The 22,640-nt window shown below is 44.2% G+C and carries 20 protein-coding genes; 9 read left to right on the forward strand and 11 right to left on the reverse strand.

Annotated features, from left to right (window positions below):
* Positions 1 to 38 precede the first annotated feature (38 nt).
* The 9 genes from der to ndk form a co-directional block, all read right to left on the reverse strand.
* Positions 39 to 1,508, reverse strand: coding sequence for a ribosome biogenesis GTPase Der (der, locus tag L3V43_RS18415; protein ID WP_010605664.1), 1,470 nt, complete (start codon positions 1,506 to 1,508; stop codon positions 39 to 41).
* A gap of 74 nt (positions 1,509 to 1,582) precedes the next feature.
* Complete coding sequence (gene bamB, locus L3V43_RS18420) at positions 1,583 to 2,764, reverse strand: outer membrane protein assembly factor BamB (protein WP_010605665.1); 1,182 nt, start codon at positions 2,762 to 2,764, stop codon at positions 1,583 to 1,585.
* A gap of 9 nt (positions 2,765 to 2,773) precedes the next feature.
* The gene (locus L3V43_RS18425) at positions 2,774 to 3,391 is read right to left on the reverse strand and encodes a tetratricopeptide repeat protein (RefSeq protein WP_010605666.1); all 618 of its coding nucleotides are present in this window, start codon (positions 3,389 to 3,391) and stop codon (positions 2,774 to 2,776) included.
* A 9-nt stretch (positions 3,392 to 3,400) separates the two neighbouring features.
* Positions 3,401 to 4,678 carry a histidine--tRNA ligase gene (hisS, locus tag L3V43_RS18430; RefSeq protein ID WP_010605667.1) on the reverse strand — a complete coding sequence of 426 codons (1,278 nt, stop codon included), beginning with the start codon at positions 4,676 to 4,678 and terminating at the stop codon, positions 3,401 to 3,403.
* A gap of 178 nt (positions 4,679 to 4,856) precedes the next feature.
* The gene (ispG, locus tag L3V43_RS18435; protein WP_102056143.1) at positions 4,857 to 5,975 is read right to left on the reverse strand and encodes a flavodoxin-dependent (E)-4-hydroxy-3-methylbut-2-enyl-diphosphate synthase; all 1,119 of its coding nucleotides are present in this window, start codon (positions 5,973 to 5,975) and stop codon (positions 4,857 to 4,859) included.
* A 5-nt stretch (positions 5,976 to 5,980) separates the two neighbouring features.
* Positions 5,981 to 6,832, reverse strand: coding sequence for a RodZ domain-containing protein (locus L3V43_RS18440; protein ID WP_237117115.1), 852 nt, complete (start codon positions 6,830 to 6,832; stop codon positions 5,981 to 5,983).
* An 8-nt stretch (positions 6,833 to 6,840) separates the two neighbouring features.
* Positions 6,841 to 8,334 carry a type IV pilus biogenesis/stability protein PilW gene (gene pilW, locus L3V43_RS18445; protein ID WP_010605670.1) on the reverse strand — a complete coding sequence of 498 codons (1,494 nt, stop codon included), beginning with the start codon at positions 8,332 to 8,334 and terminating at the stop codon, positions 6,841 to 6,843.
* A 144-nt stretch (positions 8,335 to 8,478) separates the two neighbouring features.
* Positions 8,479 to 9,615, reverse strand: coding sequence for a bifunctional tRNA (adenosine(37)-C2)-methyltransferase TrmG/ribosomal RNA large subunit methyltransferase RlmN (locus L3V43_RS18450; protein ID WP_102056140.1), 1,137 nt, complete (start codon positions 9,613 to 9,615; stop codon positions 8,479 to 8,481).
* A gap of 195 nt (positions 9,616 to 9,810) precedes the next feature.
* Positions 9,811 to 10,242 (reverse strand): nucleoside-diphosphate kinase, encoded by a 432-nt coding sequence (gene ndk / locus L3V43_RS18455; RefSeq protein ID WP_010377338.1) that lies wholly within the window; start codon positions 10,240 to 10,242, stop codon positions 9,811 to 9,813.
* 308 nt (positions 10,243 to 10,550) lie between these two features.
* Between ndk and yegQ the strand changes: the two genes are divergently transcribed.
* The 7 genes from yegQ to L3V43_RS18490 all read left to right on the forward strand — a co-directional run bounded on the left by yegQ (position 10,551) and on the right by L3V43_RS18490 (position 19,020).
* Positions 10,551 to 11,909: a tRNA 5-hydroxyuridine modification protein YegQ gene (gene yegQ, locus L3V43_RS18460; RefSeq protein ID WP_069020889.1), complete on the forward strand. Its 1,359-nt coding sequence runs from the start codon at positions 10,551 to 10,553 to the stop codon at positions 11,907 to 11,909.
* 2 nt (positions 11,910 to 11,911) lie between these two features.
* Positions 11,912 to 12,157 carry a YfhL family 4Fe-4S dicluster ferredoxin gene (locus L3V43_RS18465; RefSeq protein WP_010377334.1) on the forward strand — a complete coding sequence of 82 codons (246 nt, stop codon included), beginning with the start codon at positions 11,912 to 11,914 and terminating at the stop codon, positions 12,155 to 12,157.
* Between the two features lie 479 nt (positions 12,158 to 12,636).
* Complete coding sequence (locus L3V43_RS18470; protein WP_102056138.1) at positions 12,637 to 15,324, forward strand: PAS domain-containing sensor histidine kinase; 2,688 nt, start codon at positions 12,637 to 12,639, stop codon at positions 15,322 to 15,324.
* A gap of 2 nt (positions 15,325 to 15,326) precedes the next feature.
* Positions 15,327 to 15,731, forward strand: a complete 405-nt coding sequence (locus L3V43_RS18475; RefSeq protein WP_237117114.1) for a response regulator — start codon at positions 15,327 to 15,329, stop codon at positions 15,729 to 15,731.
* Positions 15,732 to 15,733: 2 nt separating this feature from the next.
* Positions 15,734 to 16,672, forward strand: a complete 939-nt coding sequence (locus tag L3V43_RS18480) for a GGDEF domain-containing response regulator (protein WP_237117113.1) — start codon at positions 15,734 to 15,736, stop codon at positions 16,670 to 16,672.
* Positions 16,673 to 17,019: 347 nt separating this feature from the next.
* A complete protein-coding gene (locus tag L3V43_RS18485; RefSeq protein WP_102056136.1) occupies positions 17,020 to 18,180 on the forward strand; it encodes a M23 family metallopeptidase in 1,161 nt (386 codons plus the stop codon).
* A gap of 126 nt (positions 18,181 to 18,306) precedes the next feature.
* Positions 18,307 to 19,020 (forward strand): response regulator transcription factor, encoded by a 714-nt coding sequence (locus tag L3V43_RS18490; RefSeq protein WP_102056135.1) that lies wholly within the window; start codon positions 18,307 to 18,309, stop codon positions 19,018 to 19,020.
* Between the two features lie 91 nt (positions 19,021 to 19,111).
* Here L3V43_RS18490 and pyrE read toward each other — a convergent pair whose 3' ends face one another.
* Positions 19,112 to 19,756, reverse strand: a complete 645-nt coding sequence (gene pyrE, locus L3V43_RS18495; protein ID WP_010605678.1) for an orotate phosphoribosyltransferase — start codon at positions 19,754 to 19,756, stop codon at positions 19,112 to 19,114.
* Between the two features lie 21 nt (positions 19,757 to 19,777).
* Positions 19,778 to 20,491: a ribonuclease PH gene (rph, locus tag L3V43_RS18500; protein WP_010377321.1), complete on the reverse strand. Its 714-nt coding sequence runs from the start codon at positions 20,489 to 20,491 to the stop codon at positions 19,778 to 19,780.
* 153 nt (positions 20,492 to 20,644) lie between these two features.
* Here rph and L3V43_RS18505 point away from each other — a divergent pair, with 153 nt between their 5' ends.
* Together L3V43_RS18505 and L3V43_RS18510 are read left to right on the forward strand one after the other, a co-directional pair.
* Complete coding sequence (locus L3V43_RS18505; protein WP_235366947.1) at positions 20,645 to 21,505, forward strand: YicC/YloC family endoribonuclease; 861 nt, start codon at positions 20,645 to 20,647, stop codon at positions 21,503 to 21,505.
* Between the two features lie 196 nt (positions 21,506 to 21,701).
* Complete coding sequence (locus L3V43_RS18510) at positions 21,702 to 22,442, forward strand: integrase arm-type DNA-binding domain-containing protein (protein ID WP_237117112.1); 741 nt, start codon at positions 21,702 to 21,704, stop codon at positions 22,440 to 22,442.
* The last annotated feature ends 198 nt before the right edge of the window (positions 22,443 to 22,640 follow it).

The following is a 22,640-nucleotide window of genomic DNA, read 5'->3' on the forward strand; positions in this document are numbered from 1 at the left end:
CACCAGATAGTGTCGAGCTATAATTCCCGCAAAAAGCCTTACGACTTATTGCGGTTTTCTTTTGCAAATGCACGAAGCTTACGCTTTTGCGATAGCGTCATTTTGTTTGAACGACCAGCGTAAGGGTTATCCCCTTCGCGGAATTCAATCTTAATCGGCGTACCCATTACGTTAAGCGCTTTACGATAGTAGTTCATCAAATAGCGCTTATAGCTATCTGGCAGTTCATGCACCATATTGCCGTGGATAACAATACGCGGCGGGTTATAACCACCTGCGTGTGCGTACTTAAGCTTCACACGGCGTCCACGAACCAATGGTGGCTGGTGATCCGCCTGAGCCATATCCATAATACGACGTAACATTGCCGTACTTACTCGCTTAGTCGCTGATTCATAAGCTTCGTCAATCGACTCAAACAAGTGACCAACACCTGTACCATGTAATGCGCTAATAAAGTGCAGACGAGCAAAATCAACAAAGCCCAAGCGTCTGTCTAGCTCAGTTTTGATACGCTCTTTGACATAGTCATCAAGACCATCCCATTTGTTTACCGCAATAACCAACGAGCGACCCGCATTTAGTGCAAAACCAAGTAGACTCAAGTCTTGATCTGAGATCCCCTCGCGCGCGTCTACAACGAGCAATACCACGTTGGCATCTTCAATCGCTTGCAGGGTTTTGATAACCGAGAATTTCTCTACGACATCGCTGACTTTCTTACGCTTACGTACACCGGCGGTGTCGATTAACACGTATTCTTTATCATTGCGCGTCATTGGAATGTAAATTGAATCGCGTGTTGTACCCGGCATATCGTAAACGATAACGCGGTCTTCACCTAAAATACGGTTAGTTAGTGTTGACTTACCTACATTTGGACGACCGATAATCGCGAGTTTAACAGGCTTGTCTTCAAAACCCGTTTTGCCGTCTTCGGCTTCTTCACCTTCAAGGTAAAGCTCGGCGATATCTTCATCATCATGCTCAAGCTCTTCATCTTGAGCCGTAAGTTCAGCGATAATCGGTTGTAGCGTCAACTCTAATAATTGAGTAACACCACGACCATGCGCAGCGGCGATCTGTTGAACGTCACCAAGCGCCAGCTGGTAAAACTCAGCACAGTTGGAGTCAGCATCAATGCCATCCGTTTTATTGGCGACAACAAAGCAATTCTTCTGTTGTTTACGAAGGTGCTGCGCGATAGCTTGATCAGCAACCGTCATACCTGCGCGCGCATCCACCAAAAATAGCACAATATCCGCTTCTTCAATTGCAAGCAGCGACTGCTCGGCCATTTCAGTTTCAATGCCTTCTTCAGAGCCATCGATACCACCCGTGTCTACCACAATAAACTCGTAGCCTTCATAGTTTGCTTGGCCGTATTTACGGTCGCGAGTCAGACCCGGAAAGTCAGCAACTAACGCGTCACGAGTACGTGTTAAACGATTAAACAGTGTGGATTTACCCACATTAGGTCGCCCAACCAGAGCGATCACAGGAAGCATAGACTACCTCTTTTATAAACAACAAAAGGCTTCGCAAAAGCGAAGCCCCATAAAAAATCTAAAAATTCAGAAAGTTACTGCGGAATTTGAACTGCGCTAAGTTCACCATCACGCGTGTAAACAAATACTTTGCCATCGACCACAATCGGTTCGACGAAAAAACCTGAACTATCAAACTCGGTACGCGATACCAACTCACCAGAGCTCTTATCTAGCCAATGTAAGTTACCTTCCTGATCGCCAACCACTACATAGTTGCCAGCAACCGTTGGAGCGGTTAAATACCAACCGCGTAGAGCTGGTTGTGTCCAACGTTCAATACCTGAGTTTTTGTCTAGTGCATACAGTACGCCATCGCTATCAACCAAATAAATTACGTCAAGATCGAGTGTAAGGTCTCGGTAACTACTGTACTCACGATCCCACACGACATTGCCGCTGCGCACATCAATGGCGACTAGTTTACCATTATAGGCGATAGAATACACATATGCGCCGCTTACAACAGGTTTAGTATCAACATCCACCAAACGTTCAAACTCAGAAGCCCCTTTTGCAATTGCAACATCCGAGCTCCATGCGGTAAAACCGTTTTCAGCGATAAGTGCTGTTAACTTACCACTTTCTTCGCCAACCAATACGCCACCATTCGCGCTGGTTGGTGAGCTTAAACCACGTAATGTCAGCGCAGGGACTTCTTGCTCATAGTGCCAACGCTCTTCACCTGTATCTGGGTGTAGCGCAACCAGCTTGCCTGAACCTAAGTTAACGTAAAGAAGACCATCGCCTGCAGCCGGCGCTGACAGCGCTTCACCTGGTACCGACTTACGCCAAACTATTTCGCCGGTTTCACGGTCAAGCGCAAAAACCTGCCCGTGTTCAGAGCCAACATAGAGTTTACCATAAGCTTGTGTGATCCCACCTGACAGCTTCGCACTGTCGCTGTCTTCCCATGGCCAAAAGTTGGTATTCTCACGAACATCAACTTGCCACTTTTCTTTACCTGTTTGTGCATCAAATGCTGTCACTATACCTTCACGGGCAGCTGCAAAAACAGTGCTTTGGTAGCTTGTTGGAGATAAACGCGAAAAGTAGTGCTCAACCCCGTCACCAATCCCTTCTTGCCAAACCACAGAGGCGTCGAATTGATTGTTGATCTCAGGGAGCTTTAACTCTTCTTCATCATCACTAGAAGAACAACCAGCGGTGAGTGCTGCAACACATAAAGCCAATGAGGCCATCGTTAACTTCTTCATGGCAACTCCTTAAACCGTTGTCTTTTGTGCAAGATCATCCAGTTTAATTTGCAGCATAGGGTTGCTATTGCCTTCCGCTGCTTCTAGTGCCGATTGATAAGCACTTCGAGCTTTATCTTTATCTCCTTGAGCAAGGTAAATATCACCTTGGATCTCAGCAAGCTGAGCCTTAAACGCTTCAGGCATAGGCTTAGCGAGTGTTGCCAGTGCTTGTTCGTATTGAGACTGTGACGCTTGTACACGTGCAAGTCTTAATAAAGCCGTTGCTTTTAGCTCAGCGTTAGCAACATTATCAGCCGCCCAAGTTAGCTTCTCTGCAGCTAGCTTAAGATCGTCTTTGTCGATTGCCTCTTTAGCAGCAACGAAAGCCGCTAACACGGCGTAGTTAGAATCAGCATTTGCAGCAACAAAAGCGTCGCTTTTAGCTAGTACATCATCACTTTCAACAACCTGAGTGTATGCTTCTGATGCTGCTTCTGCGCTATCGATCTGGCTTTGGTTATACGCTTTCCAGCCATACAGACCACCTAAACCAAGCACAGCACCAACCACAATCGTTGTACCATTTTCACGGAAAAATCGTTTTATTGCTTCTGCTTGTTGTTCTTCTGTTGAATAAATTTCCATTCTAACCTCTTAGCCTACCAGCTCTGCTAACAGCGTTTTTACTTCTGCAAGTGGTAAGGTGATTTGTTCTTTCTCTTCACGCAGATACTTCACTGTCACTTTGCCTTCAGCGAGTTCATCTTCGCCTAGCACTAGCGCAATAACAGCATCGCTTTTATCTGCACGCTTAAATTGTTTCTTGAAGTTGCCACCGCCACAATGAACCATCACGCGAAGGCCAGCAATATCATCTCGTAATTGCTGTGCAACCACAGGAGCTTGAATCGCCGCTTTGTCACCCATCGCAACGACGTATACGTCAGCATTCCGACGAATATCACCCACACATTCCAGCGTTTGTAGCATCAACACTAAACGTTCGATACCCATAGCAAAACCAACGGCTGGCGTTGCTTTGCCGCCAAGCTGCTCAACCAAGCCATCGTAGCGGCCGCCAGCACATACAGTGCCTTGAGAACCTAAGCTTGTTGTCACCCACTCAAATACAGTGCGGTTGTAGTAATCTAAGCCACGTACCAGTTTTTCATTAACTTGGTATTCGACGCCAGCTGCGTCTAAACGTTCACACAAATTAGCAAAATGTTCGCGTGATTCTTCATCTAAGTGTTCAGAAAGCTTAGGTGCATCAACCAGTACAGCTTGCACCTCTGGGTTTTTGCTATCTAACACGCGCAGTGGATTGCTATACATACGGCGCAGACTGTCTTCATCAAGCGCTTCTTTGTGTTGCTCCAGATATGCAATCAGAGCATCACGATATTCAGCACGCGCTTCATTTGACCCCAAAGAATTGAGCTCAAGCTTAACATGGTCTTGAATACCAAATTGCTGCCATAGACGCGCCGTCAATAAGATCACTTCGGCATCAATATCTGGTGTTGCCATACCAAAGGTTTCAACACCAAATTGATGGAATTGACGGTAACGGCCTTTTTGCGGTCTTTCATGGCGGAACATAGGTCCCATGTACCAAAGGCGCTGTTCTTGGTTGTATAGCAAACCATTTTGATTACCCGCACGGACGCACACAGCTGTGCCTTCCGGACGTAGCGTTAAGCTATCGCCATTACGGTCATCAAAGGTATACATCTCTTTTTCGACGATATCGGTCACTTCACCGATAGAGCGCTTAAATAGATCGGTCGACTCAACGATTGGAAAACGGATCTCTTGATAGCCAAATGCCGCTACTGTGTCTCTTAACACCGATTCTACTTTCTGCCAGACCTGCGTGTCACCTGGCAGACAATCATTCATTCCACGGATTGCCTGAAGTTGTTTAGTCACTGAAAACCCTAACTTAAATTTGTCACCAATCGACTTACTACTACTTGAGCCTTTAACTAAATACGCTCAAACAGTCTCATCGCATTGGTTTTATTTCTTTAATGCCATTTATCGTCGTGCAGTTTAGCACGCCGTGAGAAAGCGCGAAAATTCGCTTATCTTAACGATTACGCCGGTATCAGTCGATGATTTTTACATCGATTTTTTCTTCGCTTTCTTTTTTATCTACATATTCTCGGATCTGAGATTCTAATTGAGCAACGATATCATCATTATCAATCCGTGTTTTTTGGCGCTCGCCATTGATATAAAGACCTGAACGGCGATTTGCGCCAGCAAGACCTAAGTCACTGACGAGTGCTTCACCAGGACCATTGACCACGCAGCCAATCACAGACACCGAAATTGGCGTGACGATATCTTCTAATCGCTCTTCCAGCTGATTCATCGTATTCACTACATCAAACTCTTGGCGTGAACAACTGGGGCAAGCAATAAAATTAATGCCGCGCGAGCGAATTCGCAGTGACTTTAGAATATCAAAACCCACTTTGATTTCTTGCACCGGATCAGCCGCAAGTGAAACACGTAATGTATCACCAATCCCTTCAGCAAGTAACATCCCTAGACCAACTGCCGATTTAACCGAACCGGCTCTAAAACCACCCGCTTCGGTGATCCCAAGATGCAGAGGTTGGTCGATTTCTTTTGCCAATAAACGATAAGCGCCAACGGCTAAGAACACGTCGGAAGCTTTTACCGAGACTTTAAACTGATCAAAGTTATGACGCTGAAGAATTTCGACATGTCGCATCGCAGACTCAAGCAAAGCTTCAGGTGTTGGTTCACCATACTTTTCTTGCAAATCGCGCTCTAGTGAGCCGCCATTCACACCAATACGAATTGGGATATTGTGCTCACCCGCCGCGTCAATCACTGCACGAATACGGTCTTCACTGCCAATATTCCCAGGGTTTATCCGCAAACAATCGGCACCGTACTTAGCCACTTGTAATGCAATACGATAATCGAAGTGAATATCCGTAACGAGTGGAATATCTACTTGCTCTTTAATGCTTTTGAATGCTTCAGCTGCATCCATTGTCGGCACAGAAACACGGACAATATCCGCTCCGGCGTCTTGGATAGCTTTAATTTGTGCCACCGTCGCATCAACATCTAGAGTATTGGTGTTCGTCATAGACTGTACTGCTATCGGTGCGCCATCACCAATAGGCACATTACCGACATAGATCCTTGTTGATTTTCTACGCTTTATAGGTGGTTCTGAAAACATGCTGACTACTCTGTTAACGGTAAATTGAATTTAGCTAGACGGTTTTTAGTAAACGCAGGCAAAGACACTGGTTTACCGTCAAGCGTGACCTCTACGGCCTGATGCTTGCCGAGTATAACAGAAAAAGGGGCCTTACCTTCAACTGTCATAGTATATCCCGCTTTTTTAACACCAAATGCAACACGCTCTTGTGTTGCGTCAAACATTTCAACCCAACTTTCTTCGTTGAAATGCATGACCACCGTGCTCAATGCAGAATCTCGTTTTGTCGCTTGCAGTTTCGTTTCAACTGGCACCGAAACCTCCGTTTCACTCGTCTGCGGCTCGCTTTGCGGGGTTGTGTCATTGTTTTGCTCAGTAGGCAATTCTAGCTCATCCATCGCTGGTGTTGTGACATTTTCAACTGGCGTTTCAAGCTGAGTAACCGACGTTTCAGGCACCACTTCTTGCTCTGAGCTATTGGTCTGCCAAAACCAAAATGCCGACGACCCCAGTACGATAGCCAGCACAATGTAGCTCACCATCATTAGGCGGTTATCGTGGGCTTCTTTATGAGTACGGCGAGAAAAGCTTTGCATCCGCTTTTTCTGTGGCGGCAGCTCCGGAGATTGATATCTAGCCAGTACTTCCGTCGGATTCAACCCCAGTAGCGCAGCGTAATTTTTAATATAGCCACGCACAAAGGTTTCAGGCCCTAGGTCTTGATAGTCATCCTGCTCGAGCTTGGTAAGTTGGGCATGGGTCATCTTTAAGCGCGATTCAATTTCAGCAAAGCTGATCCCGGCATTTTGTCTCGCCGTTGCTAAAGTTTGCCCGAGTGAAGGCTGCTCTTGTTCAGGTGCTTCCTGCTCTTTCATTGTTTGGTTCATAAAACGTAATTTGTTGGGTCTACAATTAATAATCCGTGGCCTGCTTGCAGCGCCACATCAGGAGTGAGTTTATTCCATCGCATAATTTCATCGATCAACACACCATATCGATCGGCAATACTGAGCAAAGTATCTCCCGCCGCAATTTCATGCACGACATTGGGATTGTTAAGATACACCTTTTGACCTGCGTACAATCTTGCAGATTCCCGCACTTGATTATATTCCATCAATTCAACCATTTTAATGTCGTATTTGACTGAAATACTAAACAGGTTTTCACCTGCAATAACGGTATGAAAAGGTACCTGAGGAGGCGCAACGTCACGATTTAATAACGGTACACTTGAACTGCTGGATGATGTAGTCGCTAACACTTGAGGCTCACGTGAGCGAGGACTAAATGTGACTTCCGATGGGTCCGGTTGATAAAACTCAACCCGAGCTTCAGAGTCCGAGCTAACGTTCACTAAAGATGTGCTTTTTGCCACTTCAGGTTTTGCCGAAGGCGCAGAATTATTGGCCTCAATGGGTGAATCAACGGTGAATGATTGGGTTGAATTCGGTTGCGTTTTCTTACGTTTAATTTTAATTTTTGGATTCGCAACTATATGATTAGGCGACGCCTCGGCAAGCTGATTTAACTGCGCTTCTCGATAGCGATTGCGCAACCGTTCAAATTCACTTGCAGCGATATTATTCGTTAAGATAAGGCCTGCTTGTGCAGATTTAGGGTAGCTTTGCACCAAGGTCGTGGCGATGTCTTGCGCTTTTTGTAAGTGGCCCATTTGCATATGCACTAGGTGCCCAAGCATTAAGCTTCTTGGTGAAATAAATCCACGCTTGGCAACGTTATCAAGCACATCTTCTGCTCTTAAGAAATCACTGCGAGCATAGTACAGGCCCGCGAGTGCAAGTTGCGACGACATTTGCTGAGCGTTATGCTTAATCGCATTTAACAGATATTCCTCGGCAAGGGAATACTCGTTTTGCTTCAACGCACACAGGGCTAAGTTTTCATAGCTTGCAGATACCCGCAAATAACTTGGCACCTCTATCGCTTTGAAAAAGTATTTGCTCGCTTTGTCATACTGTCCAACGCGACAAAGAAAAGTGCCATAGTTGTTTAGTGTGTCGGGATTATCTGGCTCAATATCCAAAGCCGCCTGATAGGCATTATCAGCACGTTGTTGCTCGCCCACCTGTTCGTAATAATACGCTAATGTATAATGAGCTTCGGCCAGCTTTGGCGCTAACTGTAATGCACGCTCTAAGTTAAATTTGGCTGAGGTGGTGTTACCAGAATTGAGATATTGAAGTGCAAGCGCAATGCGAGTTCTTGCGGCATTGGTGTTATTGACTTGTTGTTCGGCCACAGGACGCCCATCGGAGCGATAACTACTCTCCGTCACACAACCTGACAGAACTAAACTCGCGCCTGCGAGAATGGATGCAGCCAATCCTGTTTTGCGATAATTTCGCGATTGCATCACTCACCTTTGAATGCCACTGGGTTCTATGTGTGCCCTATATTACCCAAAAGGCTAAGAGATTCATCTCTTTTTTACCAGATAGTCAGAACTTATCTGAGGTTAAGATGAAATGAGCTGAGTAAACCCAGCTCATTTTTAATATTATTGTGCGCTTACATTGACAGTAATAGCATTGTCGTCACGCTGCTTTTTCTTGGCTAAACGTTTGGTTCTATCTACGACATCACCTACTAGCTGTCCACATGCAGCGTCAATGTCATCGCCACGAGTACGACGAACGATACAGGTAAGTCCTGCAGCTTGTAACACCTTAGAAAATCTATCGATACGGCTGTTGCTAGAGCGACCGTATTCATTCCCTGGGAACGGGTTAAATGGGATCAAGTTAATTTTTGACGGTGTGCCTTTGAGAACTTGCACCAACTCATGGGCATGATCTGTACTGTCATTCACGTCTTGTAGCATCACGTACTCAATGGTGACGTCTTTATTTGCTTTAGAGCCATCAATATAGCGACGACATGCTGCTAGGAACTCTTCAATCGGATACTTTTTGTTGATTGGTACAAGTACATCACGTAGTGGATTGTTTGGCGCATGTAGCGAAATCGCCAGTGCCACATCAATCTTTTCTTTCAAGATATCAAGCGCAGGTACCACACCCGATGTACTTAGCGTAACGCGACGCTTGGATAAACCAAATGCCCAATCGTCCATCATCAGTTCCATCGCCGGTACAACGTTATTTAGGTTTAACAGAGGCTCACCCATACCCATCATAACGATGTTAGTAATTGGACGTTTAGTGCTATCGCCTTTATGCAGACCAATGTCGGTTGCCACGCGCCAAACCTGACCAATGATCTCAGACACTTTTAAGTTACGGTTAAAGCCCTGCTGCGCTGTTGAGCAAAAAGTACACTCTAGCGCGCAGCCAACTTGAGAAGACACACACAGTGTCGCTCGGTCTTTTTCAGGGATCCACACGGTTTCAACTTCTTGGCCACCCTCGAGTAATAGAGCATATTTAATGGTACCGTCAGAAGCCTCTTGCTTTACTGAAATTTCAGGCGCCTTAATCTCACACTCAGCTTGCAAACGCGCACGCAACTTTTTGTTCAGATTGCTCATATCATCAAAGTTGTCGATGCCAAAATGATAAATCCATTTCATCACCTGATCCGCGCGAAACGGCTTTTCGCCATATGATGCAAACAACTCGCGCATCCCCTCGCGATTTAAATCAAGTAAGTTAATTTTTTTCTCAATAGTGGTCATGAACAACCTCGGTTAAAGACGGTAAGAACAGCTAAATTGCCAACAACACATTGTACAAAAAAGCAGCAAGCATCACAAATAATGTAACGTGTTTTGTGAAGTAGTGTGATTACTTTACAAAGCACGCTTATCCCTCAGCTTAGCTACGGGACAAAAAAAGGGCTCGAAAGCCCTTCTTTGGCACCAAGTCCCGAATTAACGAGTACGTGGGCAGATCTCTTCTTCAGCGAAGAAGTAAGCGATTTCGCGAGCAGCAGACTCTGGCGCGTCAGAACCGTGTACTGCGTTCTCGTCGATGCTGTCTGCGTAGTCAGCACGTAGCGTACCAGCTAGCGCTTCAGCAGGGTTAGTAGCACCCATGATTTCGCGGTTTTTACGAACTGCATCTTCACCTTCAAGCACCTGAACCATTACTGGACCAGAAGTCATGAAAGAAACTAGTGCACCAAAGAAAGGACGCTCTTTGTGCTCTGCGTAGAAACCTTCAGCTTTCTCTTGAGAAAGGTGAACCATTTTTGATGCAACGATTTTAAGACCAGCAGACTCAAAACGGTTGTAGATAGCACCGATGTGGTTTTTAGCTACAGCATCAGGCTTGATGATTGAAAAAGTGCGCTCTAAAGCCATCTTTTTTGCTCCAAAATATTATTGTGAATATTAACGGGCGCGAATTATACGTGTTTTGGTAGAAAAAACCTACTATCTCACGCCGCTTTCTTTGCGAAGAAACGAAAATTTGGCGAATTATTTGTCGATTAAATGCGCAGAGTTGCTAGTAGAAGCCTTAACAGTAAGGTCTCTTGCCCTTCCTTGCACAATGTCAAAAAACCTGATCTACATCAAAATTACTTGCTTAGCTTTCTTCTATACTGCGCCGCTTTTTAGAATCAGCACGCGAAATCACTCAACAGCTGACCCGTAATCAGAGGTAAACCATGTTTGTACCAGAACTTCTCTCTCCTGCCGGCAGTTTAAAGAATATGCGTTACGCTTTTGCGTACGGTGCCGACGCTGTGTACGCCGGACAACCAAGATACAGTCTACGTGTACGCAATAACGAATTTGACCTAAACAACCTCGAAATCGGTATTAACGAAGCCCACCAGCAAAACAAAAAGCTCTATGTCGTATCAAATATTGCGCCGCACAATGGCAAAGTGAAAACTTACTTACGTGATATTGAGCCTGTTATCGCGATGAAGCCAGACGCGCTTATCATGTCCGATCCCGGACTAATTATGCTGGTGCGCGATAAGTGGCCAGACATGCCAATTCACTTATCCGTACAAGCGAATGCTGTTAACTATGCAGCGGTGCAATTTTGGGCCAAACAAGGAGTTGAGCGCGTTATTCTTTCTCGCGAGTTGTCGCTACAAGAAATAGAAGAAATTCGTACATTGTGCCCAGACACTGAGCTTGAAGTGTTCGTTCACGGCGCCTTATGTATGGCTTATTCTGGTCGCTGTTTATTGTCGGGTTATATCAACAAGCGCGATCCAAACCAAGGTACTTGTACCAATGCCTGCCGCTGGAGCTACGATGTCAAACCTGGTCAAGAAAACGAAACCGGGGATGTTGTCCATAAAGTCGATCCAAAAGCGATTATTCCAACCTTAGGAGAAGGTCAACCAAGCGACGAAGTATTTATGCTCGAAGAGCAAGGTCGCCCAGGTGAATACATGCCAGCATTTGAGGATGAGCATGGTACTTACATCATGAATTCCAAAGATTTACGTGCTGTCCAGTATGTTGATCAACTCACTCGCATGGGCGTGCACAGCCTTAAAATCGAAGGCCGTACCAAGTCATTCTATTATGTTGCTCGCACCGCACAAGTCTATCGTAAAGCCATTGATGATGCTGTTGCAGGTAAACCATTTGACCCAAGCTTAATGAAAACTCTAGAAAACCTAGCCCATCGAGGATATACAGAGGGCTTCTTGAAACGTCATGTACATCAAGACTATCAAAATTACGACTACGGTCATTCGGTGTCTGACCAACAGCAGTTTGTTGGTGAAGTGCTAGGTCGCACTAATAATGGTCTCGTTGAAATTGAGGTTAAAAACAAGTTCTGTACTGGTCACAGCCTAGAATTAATGACGCCTAAAGGCAATATTCACTTTAATCTTGAGCACATGGAAAATAAAAAAGGCGAAGCGATAGATGACGCCAAGGGCTCTGGTCATATCGTCAAAATTCCACTGCCAGAAGACATAGACTTAAGTCACGCCATTTTAATGCGCAATTTGGGCCAAAGTGAGGACACTCGTAATCCTTTTAAAAAGGCATAACGATGGCACTACTTATTAATGATAAATGTATCAACTGTGATATGTGCGACCCCGAGTGTCCTAATCAGGCCATTTACATGGGCGATAAAATTTATCAAATTGACCCTGACAAATGCACTGAATGCGTCGGCCATTACGACACACCAACCTGTGTAAGTGTCTGCCCCATTGATTGCATTAAACCAGATCCAAACCACAAAGAAAGCCTTGATCAGTTGGCCGAAAAGTACCTTCGACTCACTGAATAACAAGGTGAAGCCACGCGCTTCACCTTGTTAATCTCTCAACAAGCATCTTCCCTACCTCACGATAAAGATTTCCAAACCTGAGGTCAGGATAAGGAATGATCTAACCCTCTGTTTTTAAAGTTACATTAAATTACTTTCTTATCTAGCCAGAGAGTTTTGGGGATAACTCCGCTCTCGCGTCCTGCTACCGCCCTGGTACCTACGTCCTGTAGGCAAGGCGAATTTACGCACCAATAGCTGGCTATTGGAAGTGAATTCAACACAGTTAGCGCTAAAACTGGCTGCTAGAAAGGCATTAATTATCCGAAGTTCAGGTTTCTTGCGCCTCTTGTCGAAATTTCAAATAGATATACTACAGTTAAAGCAGAGCATTAGGACTTTTAAAGCGTATTTTACTATCGCAGCTTGAGTGCGCTTTTAGCGTCTTAACGGCGGATGTTTTTATATGAATCGGCTTTACGTTGAGGTAAGGAAATAACATGGATTTGAACTCGTTTGAGTCATTTTTTAATAGCGCGTACATGCCGCATGGTCATTGCTATTTGTGGCAACCTCACCTGCTATGGACCAATGTCATCTCCGATATCTTGATAGCCGCCGCCTACTTTTCTATTCCTATGGCGATTATGATTTATGCAAAACAACGCCCTGACGTTGGCAGAAATTGGGTCTTTGTGTTGTTCTGTAGCTTCATCACCTTATGTGGACTCACGCACTTAATTGGCGTTTATACCGTTTGGCATGGCGCTTATGGTATTCATGGCATTTCAAAAGCAGTCACAGCGTTTATCTCAATGGTAACGGCGGTTTATCTTTTTAGACTTATCCCAAGCGCCGTCGCAATCCCAACTCCCAATCAATTCCATGGCGTGACCGCAAGGCTCAAACGTATTACCGATGAAAAGCAGGCGCTTCATTCGCAACTCGACCAACACAGAGTTACCGAGTTTATGCTCGATGCCTTACCCACTAGTACCTTGCTACTTGACCAGCTACTCACCGTGAGTAAGTGCAATCCTTATTTTTATCGCGAGCTTGGGTACGACACGCCAGATGCATTAATTGGGCTGAGACTACACGATATCGTCAGTTTGGATGATCCGTTCGACAGCTTAGAATCCATTAGCCAATCTCTACTCAACCAAAACGATTACAGTAAAGAAGCACTGTGCCATGTGAAAGACAAATTTGGCAATCTAATCCCGATGGAGATGCGCTTAGTACAAGAACCCCATGACGGTGCCAATCTCATTTTAGCGGTGTTTAATAACCTATCGTCACTTAAACGCACAGAGCAAGCACTTGCGGAATCCACCGAACAAATGAAGCGTGCAATCGGGGCAACCGAAGATGGCATTTGGGAGTGGAACGTTGTCGACAACAGCGTCAGCTATTCATCTCGTTTAAAAACCATGATAGGTAAGCGCGACGACGAAAAAGTCACCTATGACGATTGGTTTGCACATATCCACCCAGACCATCAGGGCAAAGTGCAAGATGCCATAGATCATCACTTTGCCACCAAAGATCAATATTTTGTCGAGTACTTAGGGCGAGACAACAAAGGAGAATACGCGTGGTTTTCCGCCGTAGGCAACAGCCAATTTGACGACCACGGTAAAGCATTGGTGATGTCTGGAGCACTTAGAAATATCCATCAGAAAAAATCCCTTGAGCTGCAAATTGCGGAAAAAAACAAAATTCTCAATGCCATCTACGAAGGTGCAAGTCAGGCTATTTGGCTATTAAAGGTAGAAGAAAACCAAACATTTCGAGTGCTCGAGTACAATAAGTTTGCTTGTCAACGCACTGGCGTCAAACTTGATGAAATATTGGGTAAAACCCTCAGCGAACTAAGGGGGACAGTGTTAGAAGCGGAGCTAGTAGATAGAATCGAAAAAAACTACCAACTTTGTGTTGAGGTCGCAAAACCCGTAGATTACACCGAAATGATACCGTTTAAAAACAAAGAGTATTGGTATCAGACGACTCTTTATCCACTTAAAGACAGTAAAAACCAAGTTGAGCGGATCGTTGGTATCGCCGTCGATATTACTGCGCGAAAATTCGCAGAAAAAGAGCTTGAAGACAACCAACGCTTTTTACAGCGAATGATTGACTCAGCGGTGTGTGGCCTTTATCTCTACGACTTAAAACTCCACAAAAACACGCGCATAAACAAGCGTTATACTCAACTCCTTGGTTATACAATTCAAGAGTTAGAAAGTTCAAATTTAGAGCTATGTTTTCATGAAAGTGAACGCGCACTCGTTTACGAGCATATTGATGAAGTGAGAGCCAGCCAAGACGGTGAACTTATCCCGATAAAATATCGCTTTAGACACAAAGAAGGGCATTGGGTTTGGTGTTATTCTGTCGATACCGTAATCACTCGAGATCACAATGGCGAGCCAGAGCTGATGCTGGGTACTTTTGTCGATATGACCGAGCACACCGAATTACTATTACAGCTGCAAGAATCTAACGCCCACCTTGAGCACTTTGCCTACATTGCGTCTCATGACTTGCAAGAGCCACTCAGAAAGATCACCGCTTTTTCGGACAGTTTGGCGCAAAGAATTACGCCAGAGTTGAAAGACTACGACGATGCAAAGTTTGAAATAGAGCGCTTGGTAGATGCCAGTCAACGAATGCGGATAATGATCCAAGACCTACTCAAGTTATCACGCTTGCATTCCCACGAGTTGAAGCTACAAACAACTAATCTAACTTTATTGCTAGAAGATATCTGTGAAGTGATGAGCTTTAGTATCGAGGAAAGCGGCGCAGAAATTAAACTCGAGAATGGTGATTTACCCATCGAACTTGATCCCTCGCTTTTTCTTCAAGTGCTGCAAAACTTAATCAGTAACAGCATTAAATTTAAGTCACCAGAGCTTACGCCCGTGGTCCAAATTTACGCCAGCCAAACCGGCCATGAAACGGTGATCCATTACAAAGACAATGGACTTGGGATCCCAAAATCTCGACGCCAGCAAATCTTTGAACCGTTCAGGCGTTTTGGCACCACACAAGAGTATGGCAGTGGTATTGGCCTTGCGCTGTGCCGACAAATCGTAAAACTACATGGCGGCACAATAAAATGCCTGCAAAGTGATGATGGCGCTTTGTTTGAAATCATACTGCCAAAAGAAGTTAAGGAGTAATAATGGAACTGTTATTAGTTGAAGATGATACAGATGATGTTTACTTTTTTAAAAGAGCATACAGCAGTATTACCAATGCGCCAGAGCTTAAAATTTTTTCTGACGGTCATGAGCTGCTACATTACCTCGATTCTATCGCAACTTACGACCAAGTTATCTTGCTGGATTTAAACATGCCAAAAATGAGTGGCTTTGAAGTCATGGAAGCTTTAAAAAATGAACAAGTTGCCGATAAATTAATAACGGTATGCTATACCACCTCCACTCACCACAGTGACATTCGTAAAGCATATCAATTGGGTGCTAAGTCATATATTACCAAGCCTGGACGCTTAAGTGATTTAGAGTCGTTGATCAAATTAATCAAGCAGTATTGGTTTGACAATAACTGTGTCGTGCAAGGGTAACTATGAATACATGGCTGATTTATCTTCTTGAAGACAACGATGAAGATGCTTACTTAGTAAAGCGTACACTTGCAAGTACTGACGGTAGACAAAAGTTTAACGTTAAACATTTTAAAAATTTAGAACAACTTGAAACCGCCTTAAATACAGTCAGGCCTGAAGCCATCCTAATCGATTTGAATATCGATGAGAGTCAAGGTCTTACCACGCTGATTAAAGTAAAGCAGTTACCCGTCAGCGCCCCTATAATCGTGTTAACTGGGGTATCTGAAACGCTGTTTGGCGAAAAGGCAATTCAACTTGGTGCGCAAGATTATATCCCAAAACATGAAGTGAGCGGCCCACTACTGGCACGTACAATCACCTTCTCAAAAGAACGCTACGAAATGCAGCGGAATCTAGAGAACCTGGTGGTTATGGATAGACTCACTATGTTACATAACCGCGGCGCATTTGATAGCGAACTAGAAAGAGCGATTAGTGAATCAGAGCGATATGGTCATGGATTTGGTGTGTTGTTTATTGATCTCGACAACTTTAAACCAGTCAATGATCAACTTGGTCATCAAGCAGGCGACCAATTGCTAAAAATACTGTCGGCAAAACTTAAAATGTATAAACGTGCTTCGGACTTTGTAGCACGCTACGGTGGTGATGAATTCGTGGTTATCGCCCCTCACCTGACCGAAAAAAACCAGTTACGAAAACTGGCTCAGCATAAGTATGACTTGCTAAGTGATAATTACTGTCTCCAAGATGAAAGCGCCAACATCCGCGAAGTAAAGCTAGACTTGAGTATCGGTGCTGTGATTTATCCCACTGACGCAACATCGGCTGAAGAGTTAGTTGCTAAAGCCGACAAAGCCATGTATCACGCAAAAACTAATAAACTACCTTACGCGTTATACTCGGATGCAGGGCTCACGACAAAACAGGAATAGAGAGAGCTATTCAACTCTATTGTGCAAGTATTGCCTATCAGACTTTCGCCTAACATGGTTGCGCCTTTCGACGAGAGGCAAAACATTACTTCGCTGTTTTCGGCGCTCTCCCCCTTGCCTTTCCTCTAGCAACTCTTCAAGCTGAGACAGAGTAATTTGCCTTCTCATAGCAACCTCCACATCACATTAATTTATTTTCTATAGTCGCTTTTACCCTAAAACCCAATCTATCGGATCAGGAACATATGATCCACATCAAAGAAACCATACTGTAAACTTTTATTTTACAAAATAATCACATTTAGGTATAACTTAATTGAACAAAAAACAAACAGAAAGGATACAACATGAAACGCCACTATCTATCAGCGTGTTTAGTCGCGCTCCTCTCACATCAGGCAACAGCTGCTGGTCAGCATGACTCAGTAGCTATACCTGAATTTACTGCGGAACACATCAGTGCCTTACCTATTTCTAGTGTAATGGCAGTAAACCCTGAACTGTTTCTTTTCAGCAATGCTTTACAACAAGTAGATTGGCAGCAAGTGCTTGACAGCACGGCACCACATTTAAGTGACAAGCTCGAAGTGCTCTTGCACTATGCTGGATATGCCAGTATTAACCCTAAATTGTTGCTGGCACTAATGGAACTTGAATCAGGTGTGATAAGCAACCCAGATAAACAATCCCTCTCTGCACCGTTTGGTAAACTCTCTCATGAACAGGGGTTTGATGCGCAAGTAAAAGATGTAGCGCTTAATCTGAGTGCGAGGTACTACGCATTTCAAAAACTTCGCGATGAAGGCAAAGCCAAAAAGTTACCTGCGGTAAACGAAGCAACCGTTGCACTTGCAGATCTAACCCATACATCTGCAAACAAGCTATTAGACACCTATCAAACATTATTTAACGGCGAGTCATTAGCACTAAAAGCGGACAGCAACATCGCTTTTAGTGAGCGGGCTTCAACACAGGCAGTATCGGCTGCTAGCTTTAGCATGAGCTTTCCATGGCCGTCGGGTTACGCTTGGTATAGCGGTGGTGCACACTCAAATACAGGCTCTGGTTACCCTTACTCTTCGCTTGATTTTAATAACGGTTCAGGTGGCTGGGGAAGTAATACACCTTGGGTTCAAGCAGCGCACGGCGGCACAGTGACTCGCTACTCAGCTTGTAATATTCGCGTGACTCACTCAAGCGGTTATTCAACTCAGTATTACCATATGGAAAGTTTGCAATATAACACTGGTGATGTCATTTCTGCAGGCGCTTGGCTTGGCCGTTACGCGGACGATAAAGCAACAGCATTGTGCCAAGGTGGTCAATCAACAGGTCCTCACGTTCACTTTTCTCTACTGTACAACGGTGGGCATATTTCGCTGCATAATTGGTACATCAGTGGCTATCGTATAGATGTGGGTAACTCCAACTATGACGATAACTGTAATCGCTTCTTTTTTGAGAAGAATGGGTATCGTACTTGTGCATGGCGTGCGTTATATAAGTAACGTGAACTTGCACAACCATGGTATTAGGCTCAACTTTTTAGTTTGAGCCTAATAAAAAACTTAAAATTTTTGTAAAACAAATGTATATTAAATTTAATCAGGAATAAAAAAGGATTTAATACTTCTATGTTTGCAAAGGAATATTCCAATAACTCGCTAGCATGGCAAGATCGAGCGTTTTTTATTCTGACTCATGCTCGAGCTAATACCAGTTCCACAAATTATACCGTGCTTATCAAAGTGCTTGAGACACTGGGACATACGGTAAAAGTCGACACTCGACTACCAGAGTCTGCGCAACGCGAACAAATCGCGTTATTTTTGGTAGATACAGAACACCGAGATTGTAATGAACTTATCAGTGCTGAAGTAAAGCTATTGGCGGCTAAGCACAAGGTACTGCTATTTAATGCCAATGAAGACAACGTTAATGAAAAAACGGCGCTACTTGGCAATGTGAAAGGCATACTCTATCGCAACGCTCCGCCAGAGACGTTATTTCAAGGGTTAAGCAGTGTGCTCAAAGGCGAGCTTTGGTTTTGTCGAAGTGCTATTTCAGAGGCGTTTAGCGAACTGATTGCCGCCATGCCACAAGCATTGCCTAACAGCGACATCATCTTAAGTAATGAAGAATTAAATATGCTTACCGGCAGAGAAAAATCTGTGATCAAGCTTATTGCTGCTGGTGCTAAAAACGAAGATATCGCTGATAGACTAAACATCAGTAGTCACACAGTTAAAACGCATATCTATAGCGCATTTAAAAAAACCAATTCACGCAACCGAGTTGAACTTGCTAATTGGGCACTACGCCATATACCGATAGTGAGTTTGAATTAAGAGCTGTGTAAAGACACACAATAAAACCGAGATAAAAAAGAAGTGAATGAATGGCTAGCATAGTACTAGCCATCTGCAGAAAATCGTAGGCTTACGCTACACCATAGCTATCACGGTATGCTTTAACTGCATCTAAGTGCGCATCCATACCACCTTGTTGCTCAAGGTAAGTAATCAAATCAGCCAATTTCACGATAGACACCACTTGAGTATTAAAGTCACGCTCAACTTCCTGAATAGCAGAAAGCTCAGCTTTGCCTTTTTCTTGGCGATCTAATGCGATTAATACACCGGCAAGATCTGCACTATTAGCGGCAATGATCTCCATCGACTCACGAATAGCAGTACCCGCTGTGATCACATCATCAACAAGCATAATACGACCTTCAAGCGCCGAACCAACTAAGTTACCGCCTTCACCATGCTCTTTCTTTTCTTTACGATTAAAGCAATAAGGCACATCTTTGTTGTGATGATCGGCAAGTGCAACGGCTGTCGTTGTCGCAATAGGAATCCCCTTGTACGCTGGGCCAAACAACACATCAAACTCAATGCCAGCATCTTCCAATGCCGAAGCATAGAAACGACCTAAACGCGCCAGATCACGACCTGTGTTAAACAAGCCTGCATTGAAAAAATAAGGGCTAGTACGACCAGACTTTAACGTAAACTCACCAAACTTAAGCACCTGCTTTTCTAAGGCAAATTCAATAAACTCTTTTTGATACGGTTTCATGTTTTTCCTACTGAGTGTTGATTACGCTAACGCTTGCTTTTGTAGATCAATGATTTCACGAATTGAATGTTTCGCAAGACCAAGTAACTCATCTAGCTCGTCGAACGAGAACGGTTCGCCTTCAGCTGTACCTTGTACTTCAATCAGTTTGCCAGTTTCAGTCATGATCACGTTCATGTCTGTCTCTGCTTCTGAATCTTCAAGATACTCAAGATCGGTAATTGGCTGACCTTTATAAACCCCAACCGAGATTGCCGCGATCATAAACTTTAACGGGTTTACATTGATCATGCCTTTGGCACGCATGTGCGTTAGTGCATCTACCAATGCCACACAAGCACCGCTAATTGACGCCGTGCGTGTACCACCGTCCGCTTGAATAACATCACAGTCGATAGTAATGGTATTCTCACCTAACGCTTTTAAATCAACTGCGGCACGGAGAGCGCGCGCGATTAAGCGTTGAATTTCCATGGTACGGCCGCCTTGTTTGCCACGTGCCGCTTCACGGTTGTTACGCGTATGTGTAGAGCGCGGAAGCATACCGTATTCTGCGGTGATCCAGCCCTTGCCTTGACCTTTCATAAAGCGTGGCACACCCGCTTCTACAGAAGCCGTACATAACACTTTAGTGTTACCAAACTCTACCATTACTGAGCCTTCAGCGTGCATTGTATAGTTACGAGTAAATGTAACCGGCCTGATCTGATTTGCAGTTCTTTCGCTTGGACGCATCCACGTTCCCCCATCATCAAAATTTGCCGTACATTATAAAGGGATCATAGAGACTATGCCACGCGATCCGACTAAAAATAAAATTCACTTTAGGGCTGTGTGGAAATTCGGCTATAATGCTCCGGTTAAACCAAGCTAATTTAGGGACTTTATATGATCCATAGTATGACCGCCTACGCCCGCAAAGAAGTGAAAGGTGACTGGGGCACTGGGGTTTGGGAAATTCGTTCAGTTAATCAACGCTACCTCGAAACCTTTATCCGCGCACCAGAACAATTTAGAGGCTTAGAGCCAGTAATACGTGAACGCCTGCGTAAACACTTACAACGCGGCAAAGTTGAAGTATTCCTAAAGTTCACCGCAAATCCTGCGCACGTTGGCCAACTAACCGTCAACGAATCGCTTGCAAAGCAACTTGTTGAAAGCGCCAAGTGGCTACAATCACAAAGCGGCGGTGATATCAATCCTGTAGATATTCTACGCTGGCCTGGCGTAATGGAAGCAGAAGAAGTCGATTTAGACACCGTAAACAGCGAACTGTTAGGTGGCTTTGATGAGCTAATAGAAGACTTTAAAGCTGCACGAGCAAGTGAAGGCGAAAACCTAGAAACCATGCTCATCACCCGTCTTGAAGGTATTCTAGAGCAAGTTGCCATCGTTGAAGGCTACATGCCTGAAGTCACTAAGTGGCAACGTGAAAAACTTTCACAAAAATTAGAAGAACTAAAAACCGACATCGACGAAGGCCGCCTAGAGCAAGAGCTAATTTACCTTGCGCAAAAGCAAGATGTTGCAGAAGAGCTCGACCGCCTCAAGTCACACGTCAAAGAAACCCACAAAATCCTCAAAAAAGGAGGCGCTTGTGGCCGTCGTTTAGACTTTATGATGCAAGAATTCAACCGCGAATCTAACACCCTAGCCTCAAAGTCAATCAACAGCGAGATCACCAACGCCGCCGTTGAACTTAAAGTTCTAATTGAGCAAATGCGCGAGCAAATTCAAAACATCGAGTAATGTTTCAGGCTGTTTCTGAGTGTTAAAATAGCCTTTAAAATCTTAGAGTTATAAGTTTTACGTGTTTCAACCTGTTGCCCCGAATTGCTCTTTGTAATGAAAAAATGATGGCAGAAATGGTGGCAGATTTTGAAAAAATTCAAAATTTGCCCCAAACTTTAAAAATCTGCCACCACTTTTATTGTAAAGGTATGATATGGCAAACAAAATCAACGCTCAGCAAATTAAGTCTTTAATCAAAACGGGTAAAGTAGGCTATCACTCAATTGGGAATGGCCTTTATATTCGAATCAGTAAAGAGCGAAGCGTTTTTTGGGTAGTTAGATATACAATTCATAAAAAGCGCAGAGAAATCACCTTCGGCAAATACCCCGATGTTTCATTGGCTGAGGCACGCTTAAAGTCAGCGCAAATTGTGCTTGATGTGAAAAATGAAAACATCGACCCTCAAGCCGAAAAAATGCGCCTCGATAACGAAACCTTAAAAACCGTCAATGATCTTGCCGAAGACTGGCTGCAAGAATGCGAAAAACGCTTAAAGCACCCAAATATCCCTAGACGTATTTATACCAAAGATCTCGCCCCTTATTTTGGTGGGTTAGCAATCGGAAAAGTAAACCCTAGAGATATTCGCGGCGCGATACAACGCATTGCGCAAAGTGACCGCCCAAGCATTGCAAATGACGCGCTCATGTACTGCAAGCAGCTATTCAGGCATGCAATTAAGCTAGATTTACGCACCTCAAACCCAGCTGAAGCATTTAACGTGTCAGATGCGGGCGGTGTAGAACAAAGCCGCAACCGTGCCCTATCTCTTGACGAACTAGAGAAGGTGTATCAATGGCTTCAAAACAAGCGATGCAAATTCAATCTGACGGCGAAAATAACAAAGTGTTTTATCTCAAAACAACCTACTATCAAATCCAAAAAGAAATGATCAATGCCATCAACAAAGTCGAAAACAAAACTCTGAAGCCGAACGATTGCCCTTACAACACTTCAAGCATTTGTAACTCCCCCAAAAAATGAAACAGTTCATAAGTAGAATTTTCCATTAACTAAAATAGGAAAATTTACGATGAGAAAAAGCAAGTTCACCGAAACCCAAATTGTCAGCATGATCAAGGAAGCTGAA

Source organism: Pseudoalteromonas sp. L23 (genome assembly GCF_021728455.1).
Taxonomy (GTDB): domain Bacteria; phylum Pseudomonadota; class Gammaproteobacteria; order Enterobacterales; family Alteromonadaceae; genus Pseudoalteromonas.

Coding starts and splice junctions, on each gene's coding strand:
- der (WP_010605664.1), bottom strand. CDS start 1,508: ATGCTTCCTGTGATCGCTCTGGTTGGGCGACCTAATGTGGGTAAATCC.
- L3V43_RS18425 (WP_010605666.1), bottom strand. CDS start 3,391: ATGGAAATTTATTCAACAGAAGAACAACAAGCAGAAGCAATAAAACGA.
- L3V43_RS18450 (WP_102056140.1), bottom strand. CDS start 9,615: ATGACCACTATTGAGAAAAAAATTAACTTACTTGATTTAAATCGCGAG.
- L3V43_RS18475 (WP_237117114.1), top strand. CDS start 15,327: ATGGAACTGTTATTAGTTGAAGATGATACAGATGATGTTTACTTTTTT.
- ispG (WP_102056143.1), bottom strand. CDS start 5,975: ATGTTTTCAGAACCACCTATAAAGCGTAGAAAATCAACAAGGATCTAT.
- ndk (WP_010377338.1), bottom strand. CDS start 10,242: ATGGCTTTAGAGCGCACTTTTTCAATCATCAAGCCTGATGCTGTAGCT.
- pyrE (WP_010605678.1), bottom strand. CDS start 19,756: ATGAAACCGTATCAAAAAGAGTTTATTGAATTTGCCTTAGAAAAGCAG.
- rph (WP_010377321.1), bottom strand. CDS start 20,491: ATGCGTCCAAGCGAAAGAACTGCAAATCAGATCAGGCCGGTTACATTT.
- L3V43_RS18470 (WP_102056138.1), top strand. CDS start 12,637: ATGGATTTGAACTCGTTTGAGTCATTTTTTAATAGCGCGTACATGCCG.
- L3V43_RS18465 (WP_010377334.1), top strand. CDS start 11,912: ATGGCACTACTTATTAATGATAAATGTATCAACTGTGATATGTGCGAC.
- bamB (WP_010605665.1), bottom strand. CDS start 2,764: ATGAAGAAGTTAACGATGGCCTCATTGGCTTTATGTGTTGCAGCACTC.
- L3V43_RS18485 (WP_102056136.1), top strand. CDS start 17,020: ATGAAACGCCACTATCTATCAGCGTGTTTAGTCGCGCTCCTCTCACAT.
- pilW (WP_010605670.1), bottom strand. CDS start 8,334: ATGCAATCGCGAAATTATCGCAAAACAGGATTGGCTGCATCCATTCTC.
- L3V43_RS18505 (WP_235366947.1), top strand. CDS start 20,645: ATGATCCATAGTATGACCGCCTACGCCCGCAAAGAAGTGAAAGGTGAC.
- L3V43_RS18510 (WP_237117112.1), top strand. CDS start 21,702: ATGGCAAACAAAATCAACGCTCAGCAAATTAAGTCTTTAATCAAAACG.
- L3V43_RS18440 (WP_237117115.1), bottom strand. CDS start 6,832: ATGAAAGAGCAGGAAGCACCTGAACAAGAGCAGCCTTCACTCGGGCAA.
- yegQ (WP_069020889.1), top strand. CDS start 10,551: ATGTTTGTACCAGAACTTCTCTCTCCTGCCGGCAGTTTAAAGAATATG.
- L3V43_RS18490 (WP_102056135.1), top strand. CDS start 18,307: ATGTTTGCAAAGGAATATTCCAATAACTCGCTAGCATGGCAAGATCGA.
- L3V43_RS18480 (WP_237117113.1), top strand. CDS start 15,734: ATGAATACATGGCTGATTTATCTTCTTGAAGACAACGATGAAGATGCT.